This window comes from uncultured Roseobacter sp., from assembly GCF_947493125.1.
GTDB lineage: Bacteria > Pseudomonadota > Alphaproteobacteria > Rhodobacterales > Rhodobacteraceae > Roseobacter.
In genome coordinates, this window is the sequence record NZ_CANLQB010000006.1 from 23,908 (window position 1) to 42,373 (window position 18,466).

19 protein-coding genes are annotated in these 18,466 nt (G+C 63.9%); 7 read left to right on the forward strand and 12 right to left on the reverse strand.

Annotation, left to right across the window (positions count from 1 at the left end):
- Window positions 1-385: 385 nt before the first annotated feature.
- Together Q1A71_RS13785 and Q1A71_RS13790 are read left to right on the forward strand one after the other, a co-directional pair.
- Window positions 386-871 carry a histidine phosphatase family protein gene (locus Q1A71_RS13785; protein WP_299677145.1) on the forward strand — a complete coding sequence of 162 codons (486 nt, stop codon included), beginning with the start codon at window positions 386-388 and terminating at the stop codon, window positions 869-871.
- Window positions 872-1,073: 202 nt separating this feature from the next.
- Entirely contained in the window at window positions 1,074-1,322 is a 249-nt protein-coding gene (locus Q1A71_RS13790) for a hypothetical protein (protein ID WP_299677148.1), read from the forward strand.
- A gap of 159 nt (window positions 1,323-1,481) precedes the next feature.
- Here the strand turns inward: Q1A71_RS13790 and Q1A71_RS13795 are convergent, their stop codons facing one another.
- The 8 genes from Q1A71_RS13795 to Q1A71_RS13830 form a co-directional block, all read right to left on the reverse strand.
- Window positions 1,482-1,745, reverse strand: a complete 264-nt coding sequence (locus tag Q1A71_RS13795; protein WP_299677151.1) for a hypothetical protein — start codon at window positions 1,743-1,745, stop codon at window positions 1,482-1,484.
- Between the two features lie 193 nt (window positions 1,746-1,938).
- Window positions 1,939-2,928: an ABC transporter substrate-binding protein gene (locus tag Q1A71_RS13800; protein ID WP_299677154.1), complete on the reverse strand. Its 990-nt coding sequence runs from the start codon at window positions 2,926-2,928 to the stop codon at window positions 1,939-1,941.
- A 23-nt stretch (window positions 2,929-2,951) separates the two neighbouring features.
- Window positions 2,952-3,794 carry an ABC transporter permease gene (locus Q1A71_RS13805; RefSeq protein WP_299677157.1) on the reverse strand — a complete coding sequence of 281 codons (843 nt, stop codon included), beginning with the start codon at window positions 3,792-3,794 and terminating at the stop codon, window positions 2,952-2,954.
- Window positions 3,791-4,651 (reverse strand): ABC transporter permease, encoded by an 861-nt coding sequence (locus tag Q1A71_RS13810; RefSeq protein WP_299677160.1) that lies wholly within the window; start codon window positions 4,649-4,651, stop codon window positions 3,791-3,793. Before Q1A71_RS13810 ends, Q1A71_RS13805 begins: the two co-directional genes overlap by 4 nt.
- Window positions 4,652-4,934: 283 nt before the next feature.
- Complete coding sequence (locus Q1A71_RS13815) at window positions 4,935-5,765, reverse strand: ABC transporter ATP-binding protein (protein WP_299677163.1); 831 nt, start codon at window positions 5,763-5,765, stop codon at window positions 4,935-4,937.
- Window positions 5,766-6,127: 362 nt separating this feature from the next.
- Window positions 6,128-7,588 (reverse strand): dihydropyrimidinase, encoded by a 1,461-nt coding sequence (hydA, locus tag Q1A71_RS13820; protein ID WP_299677166.1) that lies wholly within the window; start codon window positions 7,586-7,588, stop codon window positions 6,128-6,130.
- Window positions 7,589-7,603: 15 nt separating this feature from the next.
- Entirely contained in the window at window positions 7,604-7,927 is a 324-nt protein-coding gene (locus Q1A71_RS13825; protein ID WP_299677168.1) for a hypothetical protein, read from the reverse strand.
- A complete protein-coding gene (locus Q1A71_RS13830; RefSeq protein WP_299677170.1) occupies window positions 7,924-9,174 on the reverse strand; it encodes a Zn-dependent hydrolase in 1,251 nt (416 codons plus the stop codon). The genes Q1A71_RS13825 and Q1A71_RS13830 overlap by 4 nt, the downstream gene beginning before the upstream one ends.
- A gap of 179 nt (window positions 9,175-9,353) precedes the next feature.
- Between Q1A71_RS13830 and Q1A71_RS13835 the strand changes: the two genes are divergently transcribed.
- Entirely contained in the window at window positions 9,354-9,971 is a 618-nt protein-coding gene (locus Q1A71_RS13835; RefSeq protein WP_299677172.1) for a TetR family transcriptional regulator C-terminal domain-containing protein, read from the forward strand.
- 116 nt (window positions 9,972-10,087) lie between these two features.
- Entirely contained in the window at window positions 10,088-10,561 is a 474-nt protein-coding gene (locus tag Q1A71_RS13840) for a hypothetical protein (RefSeq protein ID WP_299677175.1), read from the forward strand.
- Between the two features lie 5 nt (window positions 10,562-10,566).
- Here the strand turns inward: Q1A71_RS13840 and preA are convergent, their stop codons facing one another.
- Together preA and Q1A71_RS13850 are read right to left on the reverse strand one after the other, a co-directional pair.
- A complete protein-coding gene (gene preA, locus Q1A71_RS13845; RefSeq protein WP_299677178.1) occupies window positions 10,567-11,868 on the reverse strand; it encodes an NAD-dependent dihydropyrimidine dehydrogenase subunit PreA in 1,302 nt (433 codons plus the stop codon).
- Window positions 11,869-11,892: 24 nt separating this feature from the next.
- On the reverse strand, window positions 11,893-13,221 hold the full coding sequence (locus Q1A71_RS13850) for an NAD(P)-dependent oxidoreductase (protein WP_299677181.1): 1,329 nt from the start codon (window positions 13,219-13,221) through the stop codon (window positions 11,893-11,895).
- Between the two features lie 324 nt (window positions 13,222-13,545).
- Between Q1A71_RS13850 and Q1A71_RS13855 the strand changes: the two genes are divergently transcribed.
- Window positions 13,546-13,752: a cold-shock protein gene (locus tag Q1A71_RS13855; protein ID WP_159977586.1), complete on the forward strand. Its 207-nt coding sequence runs from the start codon at window positions 13,546-13,548 to the stop codon at window positions 13,750-13,752.
- A gap of 149 nt (window positions 13,753-13,901) precedes the next feature.
- On the opposite strand, the gene Q1A71_RS13860 is transcribed toward Q1A71_RS13855, so the two are convergent.
- Together Q1A71_RS13860 and Q1A71_RS13865 are read right to left on the reverse strand one after the other, a co-directional pair.
- Complete coding sequence (locus Q1A71_RS13860) at window positions 13,902-14,519, reverse strand: SOS response-associated peptidase (protein WP_299677184.1); 618 nt, start codon at window positions 14,517-14,519, stop codon at window positions 13,902-13,904.
- A 1-nt stretch (window position 14,520) separates the two neighbouring features.
- Window positions 14,521-15,156: an arylesterase gene (locus Q1A71_RS13865; protein ID WP_299677187.1), complete on the reverse strand. Its 636-nt coding sequence runs from the start codon at window positions 15,154-15,156 to the stop codon at window positions 14,521-14,523.
- Window positions 15,157-15,210: 54 nt separating this feature from the next.
- Between Q1A71_RS13865 and Q1A71_RS13870 the strand changes: the two genes are divergently transcribed.
- Both Q1A71_RS13870 and Q1A71_RS13875 read left to right on the forward strand, forming a co-directional pair.
- Entirely contained in the window at window positions 15,211-15,900 is a 690-nt protein-coding gene (locus tag Q1A71_RS13870; protein ID WP_299677190.1) for an ATP-binding cassette domain-containing protein, read from the forward strand.
- Window positions 15,897-18,425: an FtsX-like permease family protein gene (locus tag Q1A71_RS13875; protein WP_299677193.1), complete on the forward strand. Its 2,529-nt coding sequence runs from the start codon at window positions 15,897-15,899 to the stop codon at window positions 18,423-18,425. The genes Q1A71_RS13870 and Q1A71_RS13875 overlap by 4 nt, the downstream gene beginning before the upstream one ends.
- The last annotated feature ends 41 nt before the right edge of the window (window positions 18,426-18,466 follow it).

The window sequence follows — 18,466 nt, forward strand, 5'->3', positions numbered from 1 at the left end:
GAGACGCAGGGGGAGAGGCTGCGCTCCCTGAAGTCAGAGGGCAGCCCAGTCTGTGAAACGCCAGGAAGAGGGGCATTTCGGGCCGGGACGACGGCTGACTGGGCTGCGCTCCGTTGCACGCCAGGAAGAGGTGCGCGGAACCGGGGAGACATCCGGGGAAATATCCCGGCAGTCTTCATCAAATGTTGGTACTCTGGTCACAATCTTTACTCCACTTCCGAGGAGGTACATCTCCCCGGCTCACGTCTTCATTTAGCGGCAATTTCCGACGCAGGTATGTGATCCGGTTCACACTGCGCCCAAGTTTTTCTCGAATTCTTAACTTTTTCCTGGCGGCGGCGTCCACGGGGCCGAAAATGACAACATGATTGGGGACCGCAGAGACATGCACCGCCGCACTTTCGCGCTGGGGCTGCTGGCGCTGAGCGCACTGGCCGCCTGCGCACCGCGCGAGGTCGACCCCGCCGCCCGCACAACGGTCATCCTGTTGCGCCATGCCGACCGTGCGGGCGAGATCCTGAACGCCCAGGGGGAAGCGCGCGCAGCCAACCTGTCCCTTGCCCTGGGCGATTACAGTCTCGACGCGATCTACAGCCCCGACATCGCGCGCAACCTGCAGACAGCGGAGCCGCTGTCGCAGGCGCGCGGGCTCCCCATCACCATCATCCCCAAGGAACGGGCCGGTGCCCGGATGACCCGGGACAGGCCCGAGGGCACCGTCGTCTGGGTCGGCAACAAGGGCAATCTGCGTACGATCTGGGCGGAGCTCGGCGCACCGGGGATGGCCCCGCAGGAGTATGGCGAGATTGGCGTCCTCACCCTGCGCCCCGGCCGCACGCCGGAGGTGGCACGGCTGCAGGTCCGGCCCTGACCGGCGCGTGCTGGACTGGTCCAGCGCGTCAAGGCAGGCCGGCTGCAGCACCCGCGATGCGCTCAAAACCGCTTAAATTCGTAAATTTCGACGAAAATCGGCGTGGTCCTGCATAAAAAGCGCCGATCTCCGCCGCATTTTCGCCATCGCCTTAACATTTGGTCAACGCGATGCCAGATAAAGTGGGAGATGAGGAGGCGAAATGGCGATTATCTCTACGCTGATCGGCGGCTTTTGCGGCTTTATCACGTTCCTGACCGCCCTGGTGTTTCTTAACGTCGGCTTTCTGACCGCGTTGGGGCTCTATGTCCTCGTGGGCCTCGGCCTGACTGTTCTGCTGATGATGGCAGGCGTCACCCTGCGCTGGCTGAGCGGCGTTGCCACTGTCTCCTCATCTGCGCAGACCTACAGATCTTCGGCCCAAGCCGGGCTGGCCAAGCGCGGCGGTTAGCACCGAACGACAGCACCGCATCCGGTCGCGCGGCAGCGTAATTCCTGGCCCGCTGTCAACCGATGTCGTCTTCAAATCATCCCTGAAAATAGGAATTTGCGCGAGCGCAATCGCCCCTGATCGCCTGCAGAGATGACCGGCCTGACCGACCGCTGCTTCTTACAGAAGAACGCGCCAGACCAGCAGGCTCGGCACCAGGAAGGCAAAGCCAATGCAGAACAGCTTGGCCGCGTGGCTGATCTTGCCGAACTTGCCCTCGCCGAGCGCGCCTTTACCATATCCCAGGAAGCCCGCCATCACCGCATAGCCGCGCGCCTCACGCCGACGCTGCCGTGACTTGATGGAGGATACCGCACGTTCATTCACACGTGACTGACGCTCGTGTTCACTCAGCTGCAAGTCCAGATTTTCCATATTGCTCATGTGATCCGTGCTCCCTTGGCCTGCCCTCCCAAATGGGGCCGCACGGGAAAAAATCCAGCCCGGTCCAAGGAAAAAGGCCGGCAAAAAGACCGGCCTTTAGTCACATTTGTGAAAAACCGCCGAGCCTCGGCGGGTTTGCTCCGCCCGACCTCTGCGCGGGAGGGCCCCAGCCACCCCGCGCCGGGCGACTGCCTCAGTTCAGCGCCGCATCGGTGATGTCATGGGTCCAGGCGCCTTCCGGCTCCTTGGTGATCACCGGGTCCGACCCACCGGACAGCAGCGAGGCCACCGTGCGCTCATAGTCCGCCGGGTCCAGCGCGCCGTTGCTGCCCGCGGTCAGCTTGGCGATCTCACCCATCATGCGCTTTTGATGCTCTTCGGTCTGTGCCCCGCTGGCATCATTGTCGAGCACGATCTCCGCGGCCTCATCCGGGTTCTCCTCGGCATACTTCCAGCCCTTCATCGAGGCCCGCACAAAGCGCACCATCTTGTCCTTGAAGGCCGGATCCTCGAGGTTCTCCTCCAGCACATAGAGCCCATCTTCCAGCGTTGCGACCCCCTGGTCCTCATACTTGAACACCGTCAGATCATCGGGCGTGAGCCCCGCATCGATCACCTGCCAATACTCGTTGTAGGTCATGGTCGAGACACAGGCCGCCTGCCCCTGCAAAAGCGGGTCGACGTTGAACCCCTGCTTGAGCACGGTCACGCCAGTGTCCGAGCCATCGGTCGGGATGTCGAGCTTGCTCATCCAGCTCAGGAAGGGGAACTCATTGCCAAAGAACCAGACACCGAGCGTCTTGCCCGCAAAGTCCTCCGTGCTGGTCACACCCGCATCCTTGCGGCAGGTCAGCATCATGCCGGACGACTTGAACGGCTGCGCGATGTTCACCATGCCCAGGCCCTTTTCACGTGCGGCCAGCGCCGCGGGCATCCACTCCACGGTCACATCCGCACCGCCGCCCGCCAGCACCTGCGTGGGTGCGATATCCGGCCCGCCCGGGTTGATGGTCACATCGAGGTCTTCCTCCTCGTAGAACCCCTTGTCGAGCGCCACATAGTAGCCCGCGAACTGAGCCTGCGTGACCCATTTCAGCTGCAGCGTGACCTCGTCGGCGGCCTGCGCCGCGACGCTCCAGACGCCTAACGCCGCGCCTGCGGCCAGTGTTGTCATCAGTTTCATCATACTCTCCTTGTTTGGTCTTTTTATGTGTGTCTTTGAGACGGGTGCCAGAAGGTCACCGCCCGTTCGATCAGCGCCACGAGCCCGTAGAACGCCGATCCCGCCACCGCCGCGACAACAATTTCCGCCCAGACCAGATCAAGCGCAAGCTGTCCGACGGAGGTGGATATCCGAAACCCCATCCCGCGGATGGGAGAGCCGAAAAATTCCGCAACAATCGCCCCGATGAGGGCCAGTGTACTGGCAATCTTCAGCCCGTTGAAGATGAAGGGCATCGCCGCGGGCAGCCGCAGCTTCAAGAGCGTCGCCCAATACCCGGCGGCATAGGTGCGCATCAGGTCCCGCTGCATGGCCGAGCTGTCGGCCAGTCCCTGTACCGTGTTCACCAGCATCGGAAAGAACACCATCACCACGACGACGGCGGCCTTTGACTGCCAGTCAAACCCAAACCACATCACGAGGATGGGCGCCATGCCGATCACCGGTAGGGCGGCCACGAAGTTGCCCACCGGCAAAAGCCCCCGGCGCAGGAAGTCGAACCGGTCCACCAGGATCGCCATGAGGAAGGCCGACCCGCAGCCAATCGCATAGCCACTCAGCGCGCCCTTGATCACCGTCTGCACGAAATCCTCCCAGAGGATATCGGTCGAGGCCACGAAGCGCACGGCAATCATCGACGGCGCGGGCAGCAGGACGGGGCTGATCTCCAGCCCGCGCACCAGACCCTCCCAGATGGCAATCAGCGTGATCCCGAAGATGAGCGGCACCGCCAGCCGGGTTCCTTGCGTCCGGGGCCGCGCCGCCAGGCGCGCGTTCAGCCACCACCCCAGCGCCCAGGCGCCAAATGCAAAGGCAAGCCAACTCATGCCATGCCCATCCGCCTGAGCGTCACCCGCTGCAGGAGCCCGATGATTGCTACCAGCGCCGCCGCAAGCACAGCCGCCATGATCAGCGCCGACCAGATCTGGATCGTCTGCCCGTAATAGCTCCCCGCCAGCAGCCGCGCGCCCAGCCCCGCCACCGCGCCCGTCGGCAATTCACCCACGATGGCCCCCACCAGCGAGGCCGCCATCCCGATCTTCAGCGAGGTAAAGAGATAGGGCATCGAGGACGGCAACCGCAGCCGCCAGAACATCTGGCTGGGCGAGGCATTCCACGTCCGCATCTGATCCAGCTGCATCGCATCCGGGCTGCGCAGCCCCTTGACCATGCCCACGACGACCGGGAAGAACGACAGATACATCGAAATCATGGCCTTGGGCAGCAGCCCGGAAATCCCCACCGCATTCAGCACCACGATGATCATCGGCGCAATCGCGAGGATCGGGATGGTCTGGCTCGCGATCACCCAGGGCATCACCGACATATCCATCGTGCGGTTGTAGACAATCCCCACCGCCAGCGCGATCCCGAGCCCCGTCCCCAGCGCAAACCCCAGCAGCGTCGCACTCAACGTAATCCAGGAATGATAAATCAGCGACCGCTTCGAGGTAATCTTCTTCTCAACCGTCGTGTCCCAGATTTCCACGCCGACCTGATGCGGCGCAGGCAACTTCGGCTTCTCCTGGCTCCAGGTGTCCGCCACCAGCGCCACAACGCCCAACTCCTCGCCCGAGCGGGTCGCCTTGTCATAAGCCCAGGCCGCATTCAGCCAGATCGCCGCGAGATACCAGATCGCAAATATGGCGGCGACAACGGTAAGAACAGGCACAACACTACGCATCTGTCCTACCTCTCAACCAAAGCCAGCGAGCTGTGGGGATGACAAGCACGAGTATCAGTCCCAAAAACTGCATGGTCCAAACTGCATCCGAACATTGGTTTGCGGGCATTTTCCAACAGCCTAGATTGCGATAGTCGCTCGCTGCGGCAAAGAAGACCAGCGCCGCCAATGCACCAAGCAATGCAAACACCAAGGACATGAGCCGCGCGATCACTTGCACCCCTCCCGCTTCACCCTCCGGCAAATACTCCCCCCGGAGGGCCGATCAACAGTCGGTCGCCACTCAGTCATCCAGATGCCCCGCGCGCAACCCTTCCCGGACACGATGCGCCACCTCCAGAAACTCAGGGCTATCCCGGATGTCCAAAGGCCGTTCCTTCGGCAGCGGGCTCTCGATCACATCCGTAATCCGACCCGGGCGCGGCGACATCACGACGATCTTCGTGCTGAGATACACCGCCTCCGGGATCGAATGCGTGACAAAGGCAATGGTCTTCTGTGTCCGCGCCCAAAGGTGCAGCAGCTGCTCGTTCAGGTGATCTCGCACAATCTCATCGAGCGCCCCAAAGGGCTCGTCCATCAAGAGAATATCCGCGTCAAACGCCAGCGCCCGCGCAATCGACGCGCGCTGCTGCATGCCGCCCGACAGCTGCCACGGATACTTCTTCTCAAAGCCGGAGAGCTCCACCAGCTCCAGCACGCGCGCGACCCGCTCAGACTGATCTGCTTTGGAATACCCCATGATCTCCAGCGGCAACCGGATGTTCCCGCCAATCGTCCGCCAGGGATAAAGCCCAGCTGCCTGAAACACATAGCCGTAAGCCCGCGACTTACGCGCCGCCTCGGGCGACACCCCATTCACGGTGATCTCACCCCCGGTCGGATGCTCCAGATCCGCCATACAGCGCAAAAACGTGGTCTTCCCACAGCCCGACGGCCCGATGAAGCTGACGAACTCTCCCTTGTCGATCTGCAAGGAGACATCCTTCAGCGCATGCACCGGTCCATCGTTCGTCTGAAATGTCAGATCGAGATTCTGCGCCTCGATCACAGGGCGACTCGCAGCAGTCGCTTCGGAAAATATCGAGCCACTTGGTGAACGTTCTGGAATCATTAACTCATTTCAACTCTTTAGAGCGCTGAGGCGCTTCCATGTACTAAATGCCAAGAACCCAGTCAGCAGAGGACCAACCACGTAAATGAATAGCCTATCTATTCCGCCCGTCGGAGCGTCACATGGAAAGATCATCATACCTTCGCCATGCTCGCCTGTTGGGGGAGGAACATAGACTGGTTCTTGAGAGCAAATCAGGTGTCCATTGATTACCCAATACAACATTGCCGAAGAAGCCAGTACCCCTAGCGCCACACCCACTTTGGGAGACCATTTCCCAATCAATTTCATGCCGCCAACGACCAACCGTAGTAACCCATGGCCATCAACAGAAAGGTGCCAACCAGGATGGCCTGCAACGATCAAATCCCCGCCGGAATATTCATCGGATCGCGCTCGATCATCTTCGGCGCGGTCAGCGCTTTCCACTTCGACAACGCCGTGTGCGCGCTCGGGAAGGCGGGCCGCGGGATGAACCGCCCGCGCCCCGGGTTCGGCTGCGAGTTCTGCCCCCAGGCCCAAATCACCTCGCCCCGGTTCAGCGTATAGCGGCTCTGCGCTTTCACCTCGAAGCCCTCGAAGACGTTGTAATCCAAAACCGAATGGTGGTTCGACGGCGAGATTGTCTTGGTGATCTTCGGATCCCAGACCACGATATCCGCATCCGCCCCTTCCACAATCGCGCCCTTGCGCGGGTAGATGTTCAGGATCTTCGCCACATTGGTCGAGGTGCAGGCGACAAACTCATTCGGCGTCAGCCGCCCCGTCTCCACCCCTTCTGTCCAGAGCACGGCGAGGCGTTCCTCCAGCCCGTTCGAGCCGTTGGGAATGATCCGGAAGTCATTGCGCCCCGCGCGCTTCTGCTCGGTGTTGAAGGCCGCATGATCCGTCGCCACCACCTGCAGCGATCCCGCCTGTAGCCCGGCCCAAAGCGAGTCCTGATGGTCCTTCGACCGGAAAGGGGGCGACATCACCCGCCGCGCCGCGTGGTCCCAGTCGGTGTTGAAATACTCGCTCTCATCCAGCGTCAGGAACTGGATCAGCGGCTCACCATAGACCCGCATGCCCTTCTGCCGCGCGCGCCGGATCGCCTCATGCGCCTGCTCGCAGGACACATGCACAATATAAAGCGGCACGCCCGCTGCATCGGCAATCATGATCGCCCGGTTCGCAGCCTCACCTTCCACCTCGGGTGGCCGCGAATAGGCGTGCCCCTCCGGTCCAGTGATCCCCTCGTTGAAATACTTCTCCTGCAGAGCGGCCACCACATCCCCGTTCTCCGCATGCACCATAGGCAGCGCGCCCAGTTCCGCACAACGCTGGAACGAGGCGAACATCTCGTCATCCTCCACCATCAGCGCGCCCTTGTAGGCCATGAAGTGCTTGAAGGAGTTCACGCCCATCTCCACGGCGTCCTTCATCTCGTTGAAGACATTCTCGTTCCAGCCCGTGATCGCCATGTGATAGCCCACGTCAGAGCAGATCTGCGGCGCGGACTTGCGATGCCATTCGTTGATCGCGTTCTTGATCGAGCCGTCCGCGCCCGGCAGGCAGAAATCCACCACCATCGTGGTGCCACCCACCGCCGCCGCCCAGGTGCCGGACTCAAAGGTCTCGGCGGCGGTCGTGCCCATGAACGGCATCTCCAGATGCGTATGCGGGTCGATCCCGCCAGGGATCACATAGGCCCCTTCCGCATCGATATACTCATCGCCCGAAAGATCCTCACCAATCTCCTTGATGATCTCCCCTTCGATCAGCACGTCCGCTGTCCAGGTCCGGTCCGCCGTGCAGACCTGACCGCCCTTGATCACCTTGGTCATCTCATCTCTCCCATCTCAGACAGACCCGAAACACCCCAGCGCCGTCCCGTGCACGCCGATGTCCAAAGGCCCAAAATCACTCTCCACGCAGAGCGAAAAATACCCGGCAACCGGCATATACATCACCCGGTAATCGCCATCGCCCTGCGTCACGCTCCAGCAGTCCTGCGTGATTCCGCCGGAGAAGTTCACTTTCATCTTGCGCGGCGGGCAAAGCACCTCGCGCATCATCTCGGCCGTCTTGCGCAGATCCATGTCGGTGCCGTCCATCGCTTCGGTCAGCTCCGCCTCGACCAGCGCCGAGACCCGCTCCGCAAGAGTCAGATCGGGCGTGATCACCCGACAATCTCCGCTGTCTCCACAACCGCGTGCAGCAGCACATCTGCCCCCGCCATGGCCCATTCCTTCGAAATCTCTTCCGCCTCGTTGTGACTCAAGCCATCCACGCAAGGACACATCACCATGGCCGTGGGTGCGACGCGGTTGATCCAGCAGGCGTCATGCCCCGCGCCGGAAATCAGGTTCATATGGGAATAGCCCAACCGCTCCGCCGCCGAGCGCACGGCCCGCACACAGCCCTCGTCAAAGGCCACCGGATCGAACCCGCCCACCTTCTCAAAGGCAATCTCCAGCCCCATGTCATCGGCCACCCGCTGGCCCTCGACACGCAGCCGCGCCTCCATATCCTCGATTACAGCCAGATCGGGCGACCGGAAATCGACGGTGAACACAACCTTGCCCGGGATCACGTTGCGCGAGTTTGGATAGACGTCGATATGCCCGGCTGCCCCCACCGCATGGGGCGCGTGTGACCAGGCAATCTCGTCAACCTTCTCCAGCACCCGCGCCATCCCGAGGCCCGCATTCTTGCGCATCGGCATCGGCGTCGACCCGGTGTGGCTGTCCTTGCCGGTGATCGTCACCTCGGTCCAGCTCAACCCCTGCCCATGGGTGACCACACCAATATCCTTGCTTTCCGCTTCCAGAATGGGCCCCTGCTCAATGTGCAACTCGAAGAAGGCGTGCATCTTGCGCGCGCCCACCTCTTCTTCACCGCGCCAGCCAATGCGCTTTAGCTCATCGCCAAAGCTCTTGCCCTCCGCGTCCACCCGGTCGTAGGCCCAGTCCTGCGTGTGAATGCCCGCAAACACGCCCGAGGACAGCATCGCAGGCGCATAGCGCGTGCCCTCCTCATTGGTGAAATTCGTCACCACAATCGGGTGCCTGGTCTTCACGCCCAGATCGTTCAGCGTGCGGATGATCTCCAGTCCCCCGAGCACGCCCAGCACCCCGTCATACTTGCCCCCGGTCGGCTGCGTGTCGAGGTGGCTGCCCACGTAGACAGGCAGCGCCTCAGGGTCGGTCCCCTCGCGCCGCGCGAACATATTGCCCATCTGGTCGAGCCCCATCTCGCAACCCGCCGCCTCGCACCAGCTTTGAAACAACGCGCGGCCTTCGGCGTCCTCATCCGTGAGCGTCTGGCGGTTGTTGCCCCCCGCCACGCCAGGGCCGATCTTGGCCATCTCCATCAGGCTGTCCCAGAGCCGGTCGGGGTTGATCTTCAGGTTCTGTCCGGGCGCGGGCATTGCTGGGGTCCTTCCTGGCAGTGCTGGTGTTGACCTATGGCAATTTTTACCATTTGGTAAAGACACGATTGCGGCTAGGATATGCCAAGTCAAGACTTCCTTTTGCGCAGGTCTCATGGGAGTGTATCTGCATAGTCTGAAATGCCAAATTTTGCAGCAGCCCCTTGCGGAGACCGCCCTTGCCCGACGGTGTAGAGAAGAAGCCCAGCCGGATCCAGCAACGCAACCGCCGCCGCATTCTCGATGCCGCCCTCGATGTCTTCTCCAAGCACGGCTACCGGGGCGCAACCCTCGACCAGATCGCCGAGGCCGCAGGGCTCAGCAAGCCGAACATTCTTTACTATTTCGACGGCAAGGAAGAGATCCACCTGACGCTGCTGAACCAGCTGATGGAGACCTGGCTGGACCCGCTGGTAACACTTGATCCCAAAGGCGACCCGCTGGAGGAGATCCTGGGCTACGTGCAGCGCAAGCTCGACATGGCCCGCGACCTGCCCCGCGAGAGCCGGCTTTTCGCCGGTGAGATCCTGCAAGGCGCGCCCCGCATGGCGCCGCATCTGGTTGCGGATCTACAGCCGCTCTTCGATGAAAAATGTTCAGTGATAAAGGCTTGGATGGATCAGGGCGCGCTGGCCGCGGTGGATCCCCGGCACCTGATCTTCTCGATCTGGGCCACCACCCAGCATTATGCGGACTTCGACGCGCAGGTACGTGTGCTGCTGCGCGACGACCCGCAGGGACACGAAAGCGCAGGGCAGTATCTGCGGACGATGTTTACGCGTCTGCTGACCCCTTAACCTCCCGGTAACCTTGGCGCCAGAAACCCGAGGCCGTTAAGACCCCGTTAGGATTCATATTGGCTTAATAGTTCCCGGGTGGCGGCTTCAGACTGTGATCAAGATTGGAGCTTACCATGAGTGCGATATCATTTAACGCCCCATATGCGCCACAGCCCGTGGCCCCGGCCCAAACCGACGCGCAAAACGCGGCGCTGGCCAACATGGCGCCTCTTGCCAAATCCGCGTCGGGCAACGGCGCGAACATGTCGTCGGACCACTCGGGCCAGGGCGCTGGCAATGGCACGGGGACGGGCGGTGCACAACTCGCGGCGCTGCTGAAACGGGGCCGCGTGGCGATGCCCCCTGTGGATGCGTCGCCCAAGTCGGTGGTCGAAGCACAGGCGGACAACAAGGTGCCCGACGCCTTCCTCGAACAGCAGGCCAAGATCCGCGCCGAGTCGAAAGCGCTGCAAGAGGCGCAGGATGCACAGCGCGCCGCAGACCGAGCCGCTGCCGCCGCAGAGGCCGCCGCCAAAGCCGCCGAACCACAGGTCGATCTGCCCAACCCGCTCCCGACCGCACCGATCCTGCAGGGTGACGACGCCTGAGGCCGCTACTCCGCAGCCTTGGCCGCCGGGTTGTTCGGGTGTGTGGTCCAGTTGGCATAGTCCGGCTCGACCACTTTGCCCGTGCGCGGGTCCACCGCGCCCGGCGTCATCGCCTCCATGGTGATGCAGTCTTCCACCGGGCAGACGTTGACGCAGAGATTGCAGGCGACGCATTCCTCGTCAATCACGGTGAAGGTGCGGTCCTCGGACATCGCAATCGCCTGGTGGGATGTGTCCTCGCAGGCCGCAAAACAGCGCCCGCAGGAGATGCAAAGGTCCTGGTTGATCTTCGCCTTAGCCACGTAATTCAGGTTCAGATACTGCCAGTCCGTTACATTCGGCACCGCACGGCCCACAATCTCATCGACAGAGGTCAGCCCCTTGCTGTCCATGTAGTCGCTCAGCCCGCTGATCATCTCCTGCACAATCTTGAACCCGTAGGTCATAGCGGCGGTGCAGACCTGCACATTCCCCGCACCCAGCGCCATGAACTCCGCCGCATCGCGCCAGGTGGTGATGCCGCCGATCCCTGAGATGGGGATTTGCCCCAAGCCTGGATCGCGCGCGATCTCCGCCACCATGTTCAGCGCAATCGGCTTCACCGCAGGCCCGCAATAGCCGCCATGCGCGCCCTTTCCATCAATCGTCGGCTCGGGAGCGAACAAATCCAGATCGACCGACGTGATCGAGTTGATCGTATTGATCAGGCTGACCGCATCCGCGCCGCCCTTCATTGCCGCCTCGGCGGGCTTGCGGATGTCCGTGATGTTCGGCGTCAGCTTCACGATCACCGGCATGCGCGTATTGGCCTTGACCCAGCGCGTGACCATCTCGATGTACTCGGGCACCTGCCCGACTGCGGAGCCCATGCCGCGCTCGCTCATCCCGTGCGGGCAGCCGAAGTTCAGCTCCACCCCATCCGCGCCGGTGTCTTCCACCAGCGGCAGGATGAACTTCCAGGGCTCCTCTTCGCAGGGCACCATCAGCGACACGATCATCGCCCGGTCCGGATAGTCGCGCTTCACGACCTTGATCTCATCCAGATTGGTCTGCAGTGGCCGGTCGGTGATCAACTCGATGTTGTTGAGCCCCAGGAGCCGCCGGTCGGCTCCATAAACCGCGCCATAGCGCGGCCCATTCACGTTCACCACATGCGGGTCGAGTCCGAGCGTCTTCCAAACCACGCCCCCCCAGCCTGCCTCGAAGGCGCGGCGCACGTTGTATTCCTTGTCCGTCGGCGGCGCCGAGGCCAGCCAGAACGGGTTCGGGCTCTTGATGCCCACAAACTCACTTGTCAGATCAGCCATTTTGGGTCCTCCGTCGGATGCGGCTCAGGCCGCCCCTGTCAGTGCCTCGTGAATATCCATCGCCGCATCGCGCCCCTCGGCCACCGCCGTGACGGTCAGGTCGTCACCACCCGCCGCGCAGTCGCCCCCGCCCCAGACGCCCTCCATCGACGTGCGCCCGGCCCCGGTGACCTTGATCTTGCGCCCGTCAAGCTCGGGCAGCCCGTCGCCCACCAAGGTCTGACCAATCGCACGGAACACCTGATCCGCCGCCAACCTCAAGCTCTGCCCGGTGGGCTGCATCGCGGCGTCCACATAGTCAAACTCGATCTCGCGCACCGCTCCATTGCCGATGACCGCCCTCGGCACCGCGTGGGTTACAATCCGCACCCCCTTGCTCGCCGCCAGATCCTGCTCGAACACACTCGCATTCATCCGGTCACGTCCGCGCCGATACACGAGCGTCACATTCAGCGCCCCCAGCAGTTTGGCCTGCACCGCGGCATCCACCGCCGTCATACCGCCGCCGATCACCACCACATCACGCCCCACGGGCACCTGCGCGAAATCCTCAGCCTGCCGCAGGTCGGCGATGAAATCGACCGCGTCCAGCACGCCGTCCTTGTCGGCGCCCTCGGCCTCCAGCGCGTTCACGCCGCCCAGGCCAATCGCCAGAAACACCGCATCATGGGCGTCCCGCAGGCTCTGCAGCGTCATATCGCCACCCAGAGGCTTGTCATATTCGATCGTGATACCGCCGATTTTCAACAGCCAATCCACCTCAGATTGCGCATACCCGTCCACGGTCTTGTAGGTCGCAATGCCGTATTCGTTCAGCCCGCCCGCCTTGGGCGCGGCATCATAGACCACCACGTCATGCCCCAGCATCGCCAACCGATGGGCACAGGACAGCCCCGCAGGCCCCGCGCCCACCACGGCCACCGACTTGCCGGTGACCGCAGCGCGGGAGAAAGGATGGATGCCCTGCTCCTGAAGATGATCCGTGGCATAACGCTGGAGCTGGCCGATCAGCACCGGCTTGCCCTCGGCCATCTCGCGCACGCAGGCCTCTTCACAGAGCTGCTCCGTCGGACAGACCCGCGCACACATGCCGCCCATGATGTTCTGGCTCAGGATCGTCTTGGCCGCCGCATCCGGCGTGCCCGTTGCGATCTGCCGGATGAACAGCGGGATATCGATATCCGTCGGGCAGGCCGTGACGCAGGGCGCATCATGGCAGAAATAGCACCGGTCGGCAGCCACCAGCGCCTCATGATCATCGAGCCGCGGATGCAGGTCGGAGAACCGTTCGGCATAGACCTCGTCTGCCATCCGGCCCGGAACGATGCCGGGTGTAAATGCGTCGCTGGACATGGTTTGACCCCATTCTGGCTTCTTCATTTCCGAAACGCTGACACGGAATAATTTTTTTATCAACTGGTAAAAATTATTTCGTGCGACCTGCAAAACGCTGTGATGAATTATTGTGCAATACACGGCTGGCGGGAATCTGCCGACCTTTTCGACGTAAGCGCTGTCATCAGAATATGACTTGCTTTTGACCCACCGAGCCCCGATATGAAAAGAGCGACGCGACAAACTATCGACCACTGCTCCTTTCGGCCAGTCATTCGATCTGCTTTCGACCGAGCCAAGCTGCCGCATGTTGCGGGCAGCACTACATAGGAGACACGGGGAATGGCCACTGGCACCGTGAAATGGTTTAACACCACAAAAGGCTACGGCTTTATCGCCCCCGATGGCGGCGGCAAAGACATCTTTGTGCATATTTCTGCCGTTGAACGCGCAGGCCTGACAGGTCTGGCCGACAACCAGAAGGTCACCTTCGACGTGGAAGCGGGCCGTGACGGCCGCGAAAGCGCAGGCAACCTCGCACTCGCCTGATCTCAGGCATACGAACCAATTTGCAAACGGGCGCCGCGGTGCCCGTTTTTTGTGCCGTCAAGGCGCATCCGCCTCCCACCAGGGCACCCGGGACCGCGGAGCACCCTGCCTCATCATTGTTCCGAAAATATGCAACCCCGCACCGGGCCTCAGGGCGCGTCCCAATCCACATCCCCGGCCTGTTCGACCTTGAGCCGGCCGTCCGGCCACGGCGTGAGCAGCGGCGTCACCGCCTCCTCCGCTTCGGTCAGCCACAGTGGAATGGTCTCGGGCTCTAGGATCACACCCATGCGGTGGTGGATGTCCACCACATCGCCCGAGGGCGCACAGGTCAGCGTCGCCACCTGATCGACTTCGATGCCCCCCGGCCCCTGCCACCGATCCGTGATCGCCGCGAAGAACAGCAGGCCGCCCGCCCTCGGCGCAATCCGCCACGCCGTCTTGCGCCGTGTCTCGCCTGTCCATTCGTACCAACCGTTCATCGGCACCACCGCCCGCCCCGTGCCAGTGAACGCGGATTTGTCAAAGACGGTCTCGCTGCGCGCATTCACGATGGTTTCCATCACCGGACGGCCTCGCGCGTTCACGCGGCCCACCGGGATGATGCCCCAGCGCATCCGCGTGAGGCCCTCCTCCGTCAAAACCACGATGGCCTCCCCGGGTGCCACGTTGCGGCGCGGCGGCTCATCCACCACCGGCTGCGGGTCCTGCCCTACAGCCGAGGCCAGCTCCGCCATGGGCGAGGTCAGGAAGAACCGCCCCGGCATCCTAGTCGCCGGTCCGCGCAATCAGGTCCATCACATAGGGTCCCAGACCCTCGACGATCCGTTCGACCCCCTCCGCACTCGGGTGGATGCCATCGGGCTGCATGAAGGGCACAGCCGCCGCCGGATCACTGGCCGCCTCGCCCAATCCTTCGAAGAAACTCGGCGCATAGACGGCACCATAGGCCTCCGCCAGCTCCGGATACATCGCGTCAAACGCCGCCTTGAACTCAGGGCCATAGTTCCCCGGCGCCTGCATCCCCACCAGCAGCACGTCGACCTCCGCCGACTGCGCCGCCTGCAGGATGCCTTCGAGGTTGGACCGGCTCACCCCCGGGTCGATCCCGCGCAGCAGGTCATTGCCCCCCAGTGCGACGATCATCGCATCCACCTCAGGCGTCAGCGTCCAGGCGGCCCGGCTCAGCCCCCCCGCCGTGGTGTCGCCCGACACACCCGCATTGATCAGCTGCACCTCTGCGCCCTGATCCTCCAGCCAGCCTTGCAGCTGCGGCACAAATCCCTCGGCCTCGATCAGCCCGTAGCCCTGCGTAAGGCTGTCGCCCAAGGCCGCAATCACCACATCCTCCGCCGTGCCCGCCACGGGCCACAGCAGGGCCACAGCCATCACAACCTTGTGCATCTTGATCCAGCCTCCATATGCCACACGTATACCGCCGAAAAGGTGAGCTTGCGCATGTCCGACCCCGTCTTCTCTCTCCAAGATGCGACTTTGTCGCTCGATGGCAATGCCGGCCGGGTCGATATCCTGCACGGCATCTCGATGGAGGTCCAGACGGGGGAAAGCCTCGGGCTGATCGGTCCTTCCGGGTCCGGCAAATCCTCGCTGCTGATGCTGATGGGCGGGCTGGAGCGCGCCACCTCCGGCACCGTCACCGCTCTGGGGTACGACCTCACGCAGATGTCCGAAGACCAGCTGGCCCGCTTCCGGCGCGACCACATGGGCGTGGTCTTCCAGTCCTTTCACCTGATCCCGACGATGACGGCGCTGGAGAACGTCGCCACCCCGCTGGAACTGGCCGGGGACGCCGACGCCTTCGCCAAAGCCGAGGCCGAACTGGCGGAGGTCGGTCTGGCGCATCGCACGGGTCACTACCCCAGCCAGATGTCCGGTGGCGAGCAGCAGCGCGTGGCACTTGCCCGCGCCTCCGCCCCGCGCCCGGACATCCTGCTTGCCGATGAGCCGACGGGCAACCTCGACGGCGCCAATGGCGCGGCGATCATCGACCTGCTCTTCGGCCTGCGCGACCGCCATGGCGCGACACTGGTGCTCGTGACCCACAGCCAGAGCCTCGCCGCCCGCTGCGACCGGGTCATCCGCTTGGGCGATGGCCGCGTGGTCCCGCTGGAGCGCGCGGCGGAATGAGCCTTGCGCTGGCCGCCCGCTTTGCCCGGCGCGAGCTGCGCGGCGGTCTGCGCGGCTTCCGCATCTTCCTCGCCTGCCTCGCGCTTGGGGTCGCCGCCATTGCCGCCGTCGGCTCCGTCCGCTCCGGCATCGAAGCCGGGCTTGCCCGTGAAGGCGCAGCCCTTCTGGGCGGCGATGCCGAGATGGATTTCACCTACCGCTTCGCCACCGACGAGGAGCGCGCCTGGATGGAAGACGTCGCCGACGCCGTCTCGGAGATCGTCGATTTCCGCTCCATGGCCGTGGTGGGGGAGGGCGACACTGCCGAGCGCGGTCTCACCCAGATCAAGGCCATCGACACCGCCTATCCGCTGATCGGCGCGGTCGAGCTCACTCCGGACATCCCGCTCGATCAGGCCCTCGCGATCGAAGAGGGCCTCCCCGGCGCGGTGATGGAACGCGTGCTGATCGACCGGCTCGGCCTCTCCATCGGCGACCGCTTTCGCCTCGGCACACAAGACTTCCGTCTCAGCGCCGAACTCACCCGCGAGCCCGACAGCGCCGCGGGCGGCTTCGCTCTCGGGCCCCGCACCATCGTGACCACCCCCAGCCTCGAAAACTCGCAACTGCTCGCCCCCGGCACGCTCTTCTCCACCAAATACCGTCTCGACCTACCGCCCGAGGCGGACTTGGCCACCCTGGCCGCAGAGGCGCGCAGCCGCTTTGAGGCCACCGGCCTGCGGTGGACCGATGCCCGCAACGGCGCGCCCGGTGTGTCGGAATTCGTCGACCGGCTCGGGGCCTTCCTGATCCTCGTGGGCCTCTCCGGCCTCGCGGTGGGGGGCGTCGGGGTATCCTCCGCCGTGCGCGCCTACCTCGCGGGCAAGACCAACGTGATCGCCACCCTGCGCACGCTCGGGGCCACGCGGGCGGTGATCTTCCAAACCTATTTCCTGCAGATCGGCGCGCTGTCGCTCTGCGGCATCGCCATTGGCGTGTTGCTCGGCGGGCTCGCGCCATTGATCTTCGCGCCGCTCATCGAAGCGCGCCTGCCGATCCCCGCGGCCTTCGCGCTCTACCCCGCGCCGCTGATCGAGGCCGCGATCTACGGGCTGCTCACCGCTTTCCTCTTCACCCTCTGGCCGCTCGCCCGCGCCGAGGAGATCAAACCCGCCACGCTCTTTCGTGATGCGCTGCAATCCGCCCGCGCGCTGCCCGCCGCGCGCTACCTTGCGGCCACCGCACTGGCGCTTGCGCTGCTGCTGGGTCTCGCGGGTTGGTTCTCGGGCACCTGGTGGCTGACCTTCTGGACCGCGGGCGGCATCTGCGGCGCGCTCCTGCTGCTCGCGGGCGCCGCCCTGCTCATCCGTCACCTCTCGCGCCGGGGCGCCCACCTGGCGCGGGGCAAGCCCCGCGCCAGGTGGGCGCTGGCCGCCATCTCCGGGCCGCGCGAAGGCGCCACATCGGTGGTCCTGTCCCTGGGCCTCGGCCTCTCCGTGCTCGCCGCCGTCGGCCAGATCGACGGCAACCTGCGCAACGCGATCACCGGCAACCTGCCCGACGTGGCGCCCTCCTATTTCTTCGTCGACATCCAGAAAGATCAAATGGCAGGCTTCACCCAGCGACTGACCACCGACCCATCGGTCGAGCGCGTGCAATCCGCCCCGATGCTGCGCGGCATCATCACGAAGATCAACGGCCAGCCCGCGCGTGAGGTGGCAGGTGATCACTGGGTGCTGCAGGGCGACCGCGGTGTGACCTACTCCCAAGCCATGCCCGAGAACACCCGGCTGACCGCCGGTGACTGGTGGGCGCCGGACTATGCCGGGCCGCCGCTGATCAGCTTCGCTGCTGAGGAAGCCACCGAAATGGGCCTGCAGATCGGCGATGAGATGACCGTGAACATCCTCGGGCGCGACATCACAGGCACCATCGCCAGCTTCCGCGAGGTCGATTTCTCCACCGCGGGCATCGGCTTCATCCTCGCCATGAACCCGGGCGCGCTGTCAGGCGCCCCGCACAGCTTCATCTCGACCGTCTACGCCGAGGAAGCGGCCGAAGCGCAAATCCTGCGCGACCTCGCAGGCCAATTCCCCAACATCACCGCCGTGCGCGTGCGCGACGCCATAGACCGCGTGGCCGATGTGCTTGCCGGACTGGCCGCTGCCACATCCTACGGGGCCGCGGCGACCCTACTCACCGGGTTCCTCGTCCTGATCGGCGCTGCCGCCGCTGGCACCAACGCGCGGGTCTACGAGGCCGCCGTGCTGAAGACCCTCGGCGCCAGTCGCCGCAGCATCCTGATGAGCTTTGCCCTGCGCTCGGCGCTGCTGGGCCTCTGCGCGGGCGTGGTGGCGCTGGCCGCCGGTATCGCGGGCGGCTGGGCGGTCAGCCATTTCATCATGGACACCGACTTCTCGGTCATGTGGTCCTCTGCACTCGGGATCATCCTCGGCGGCGCCTTGGCCACGCTCTTGGCGGGCCTTGCCTTTGCCTGGGCCCCGATCAACGCCAAACCCGCCCAGGTGCTGCGCGCCCGCGAATAGACGTCACCGCGCTGAAAACCGGATGTTAACTCCACCTATGC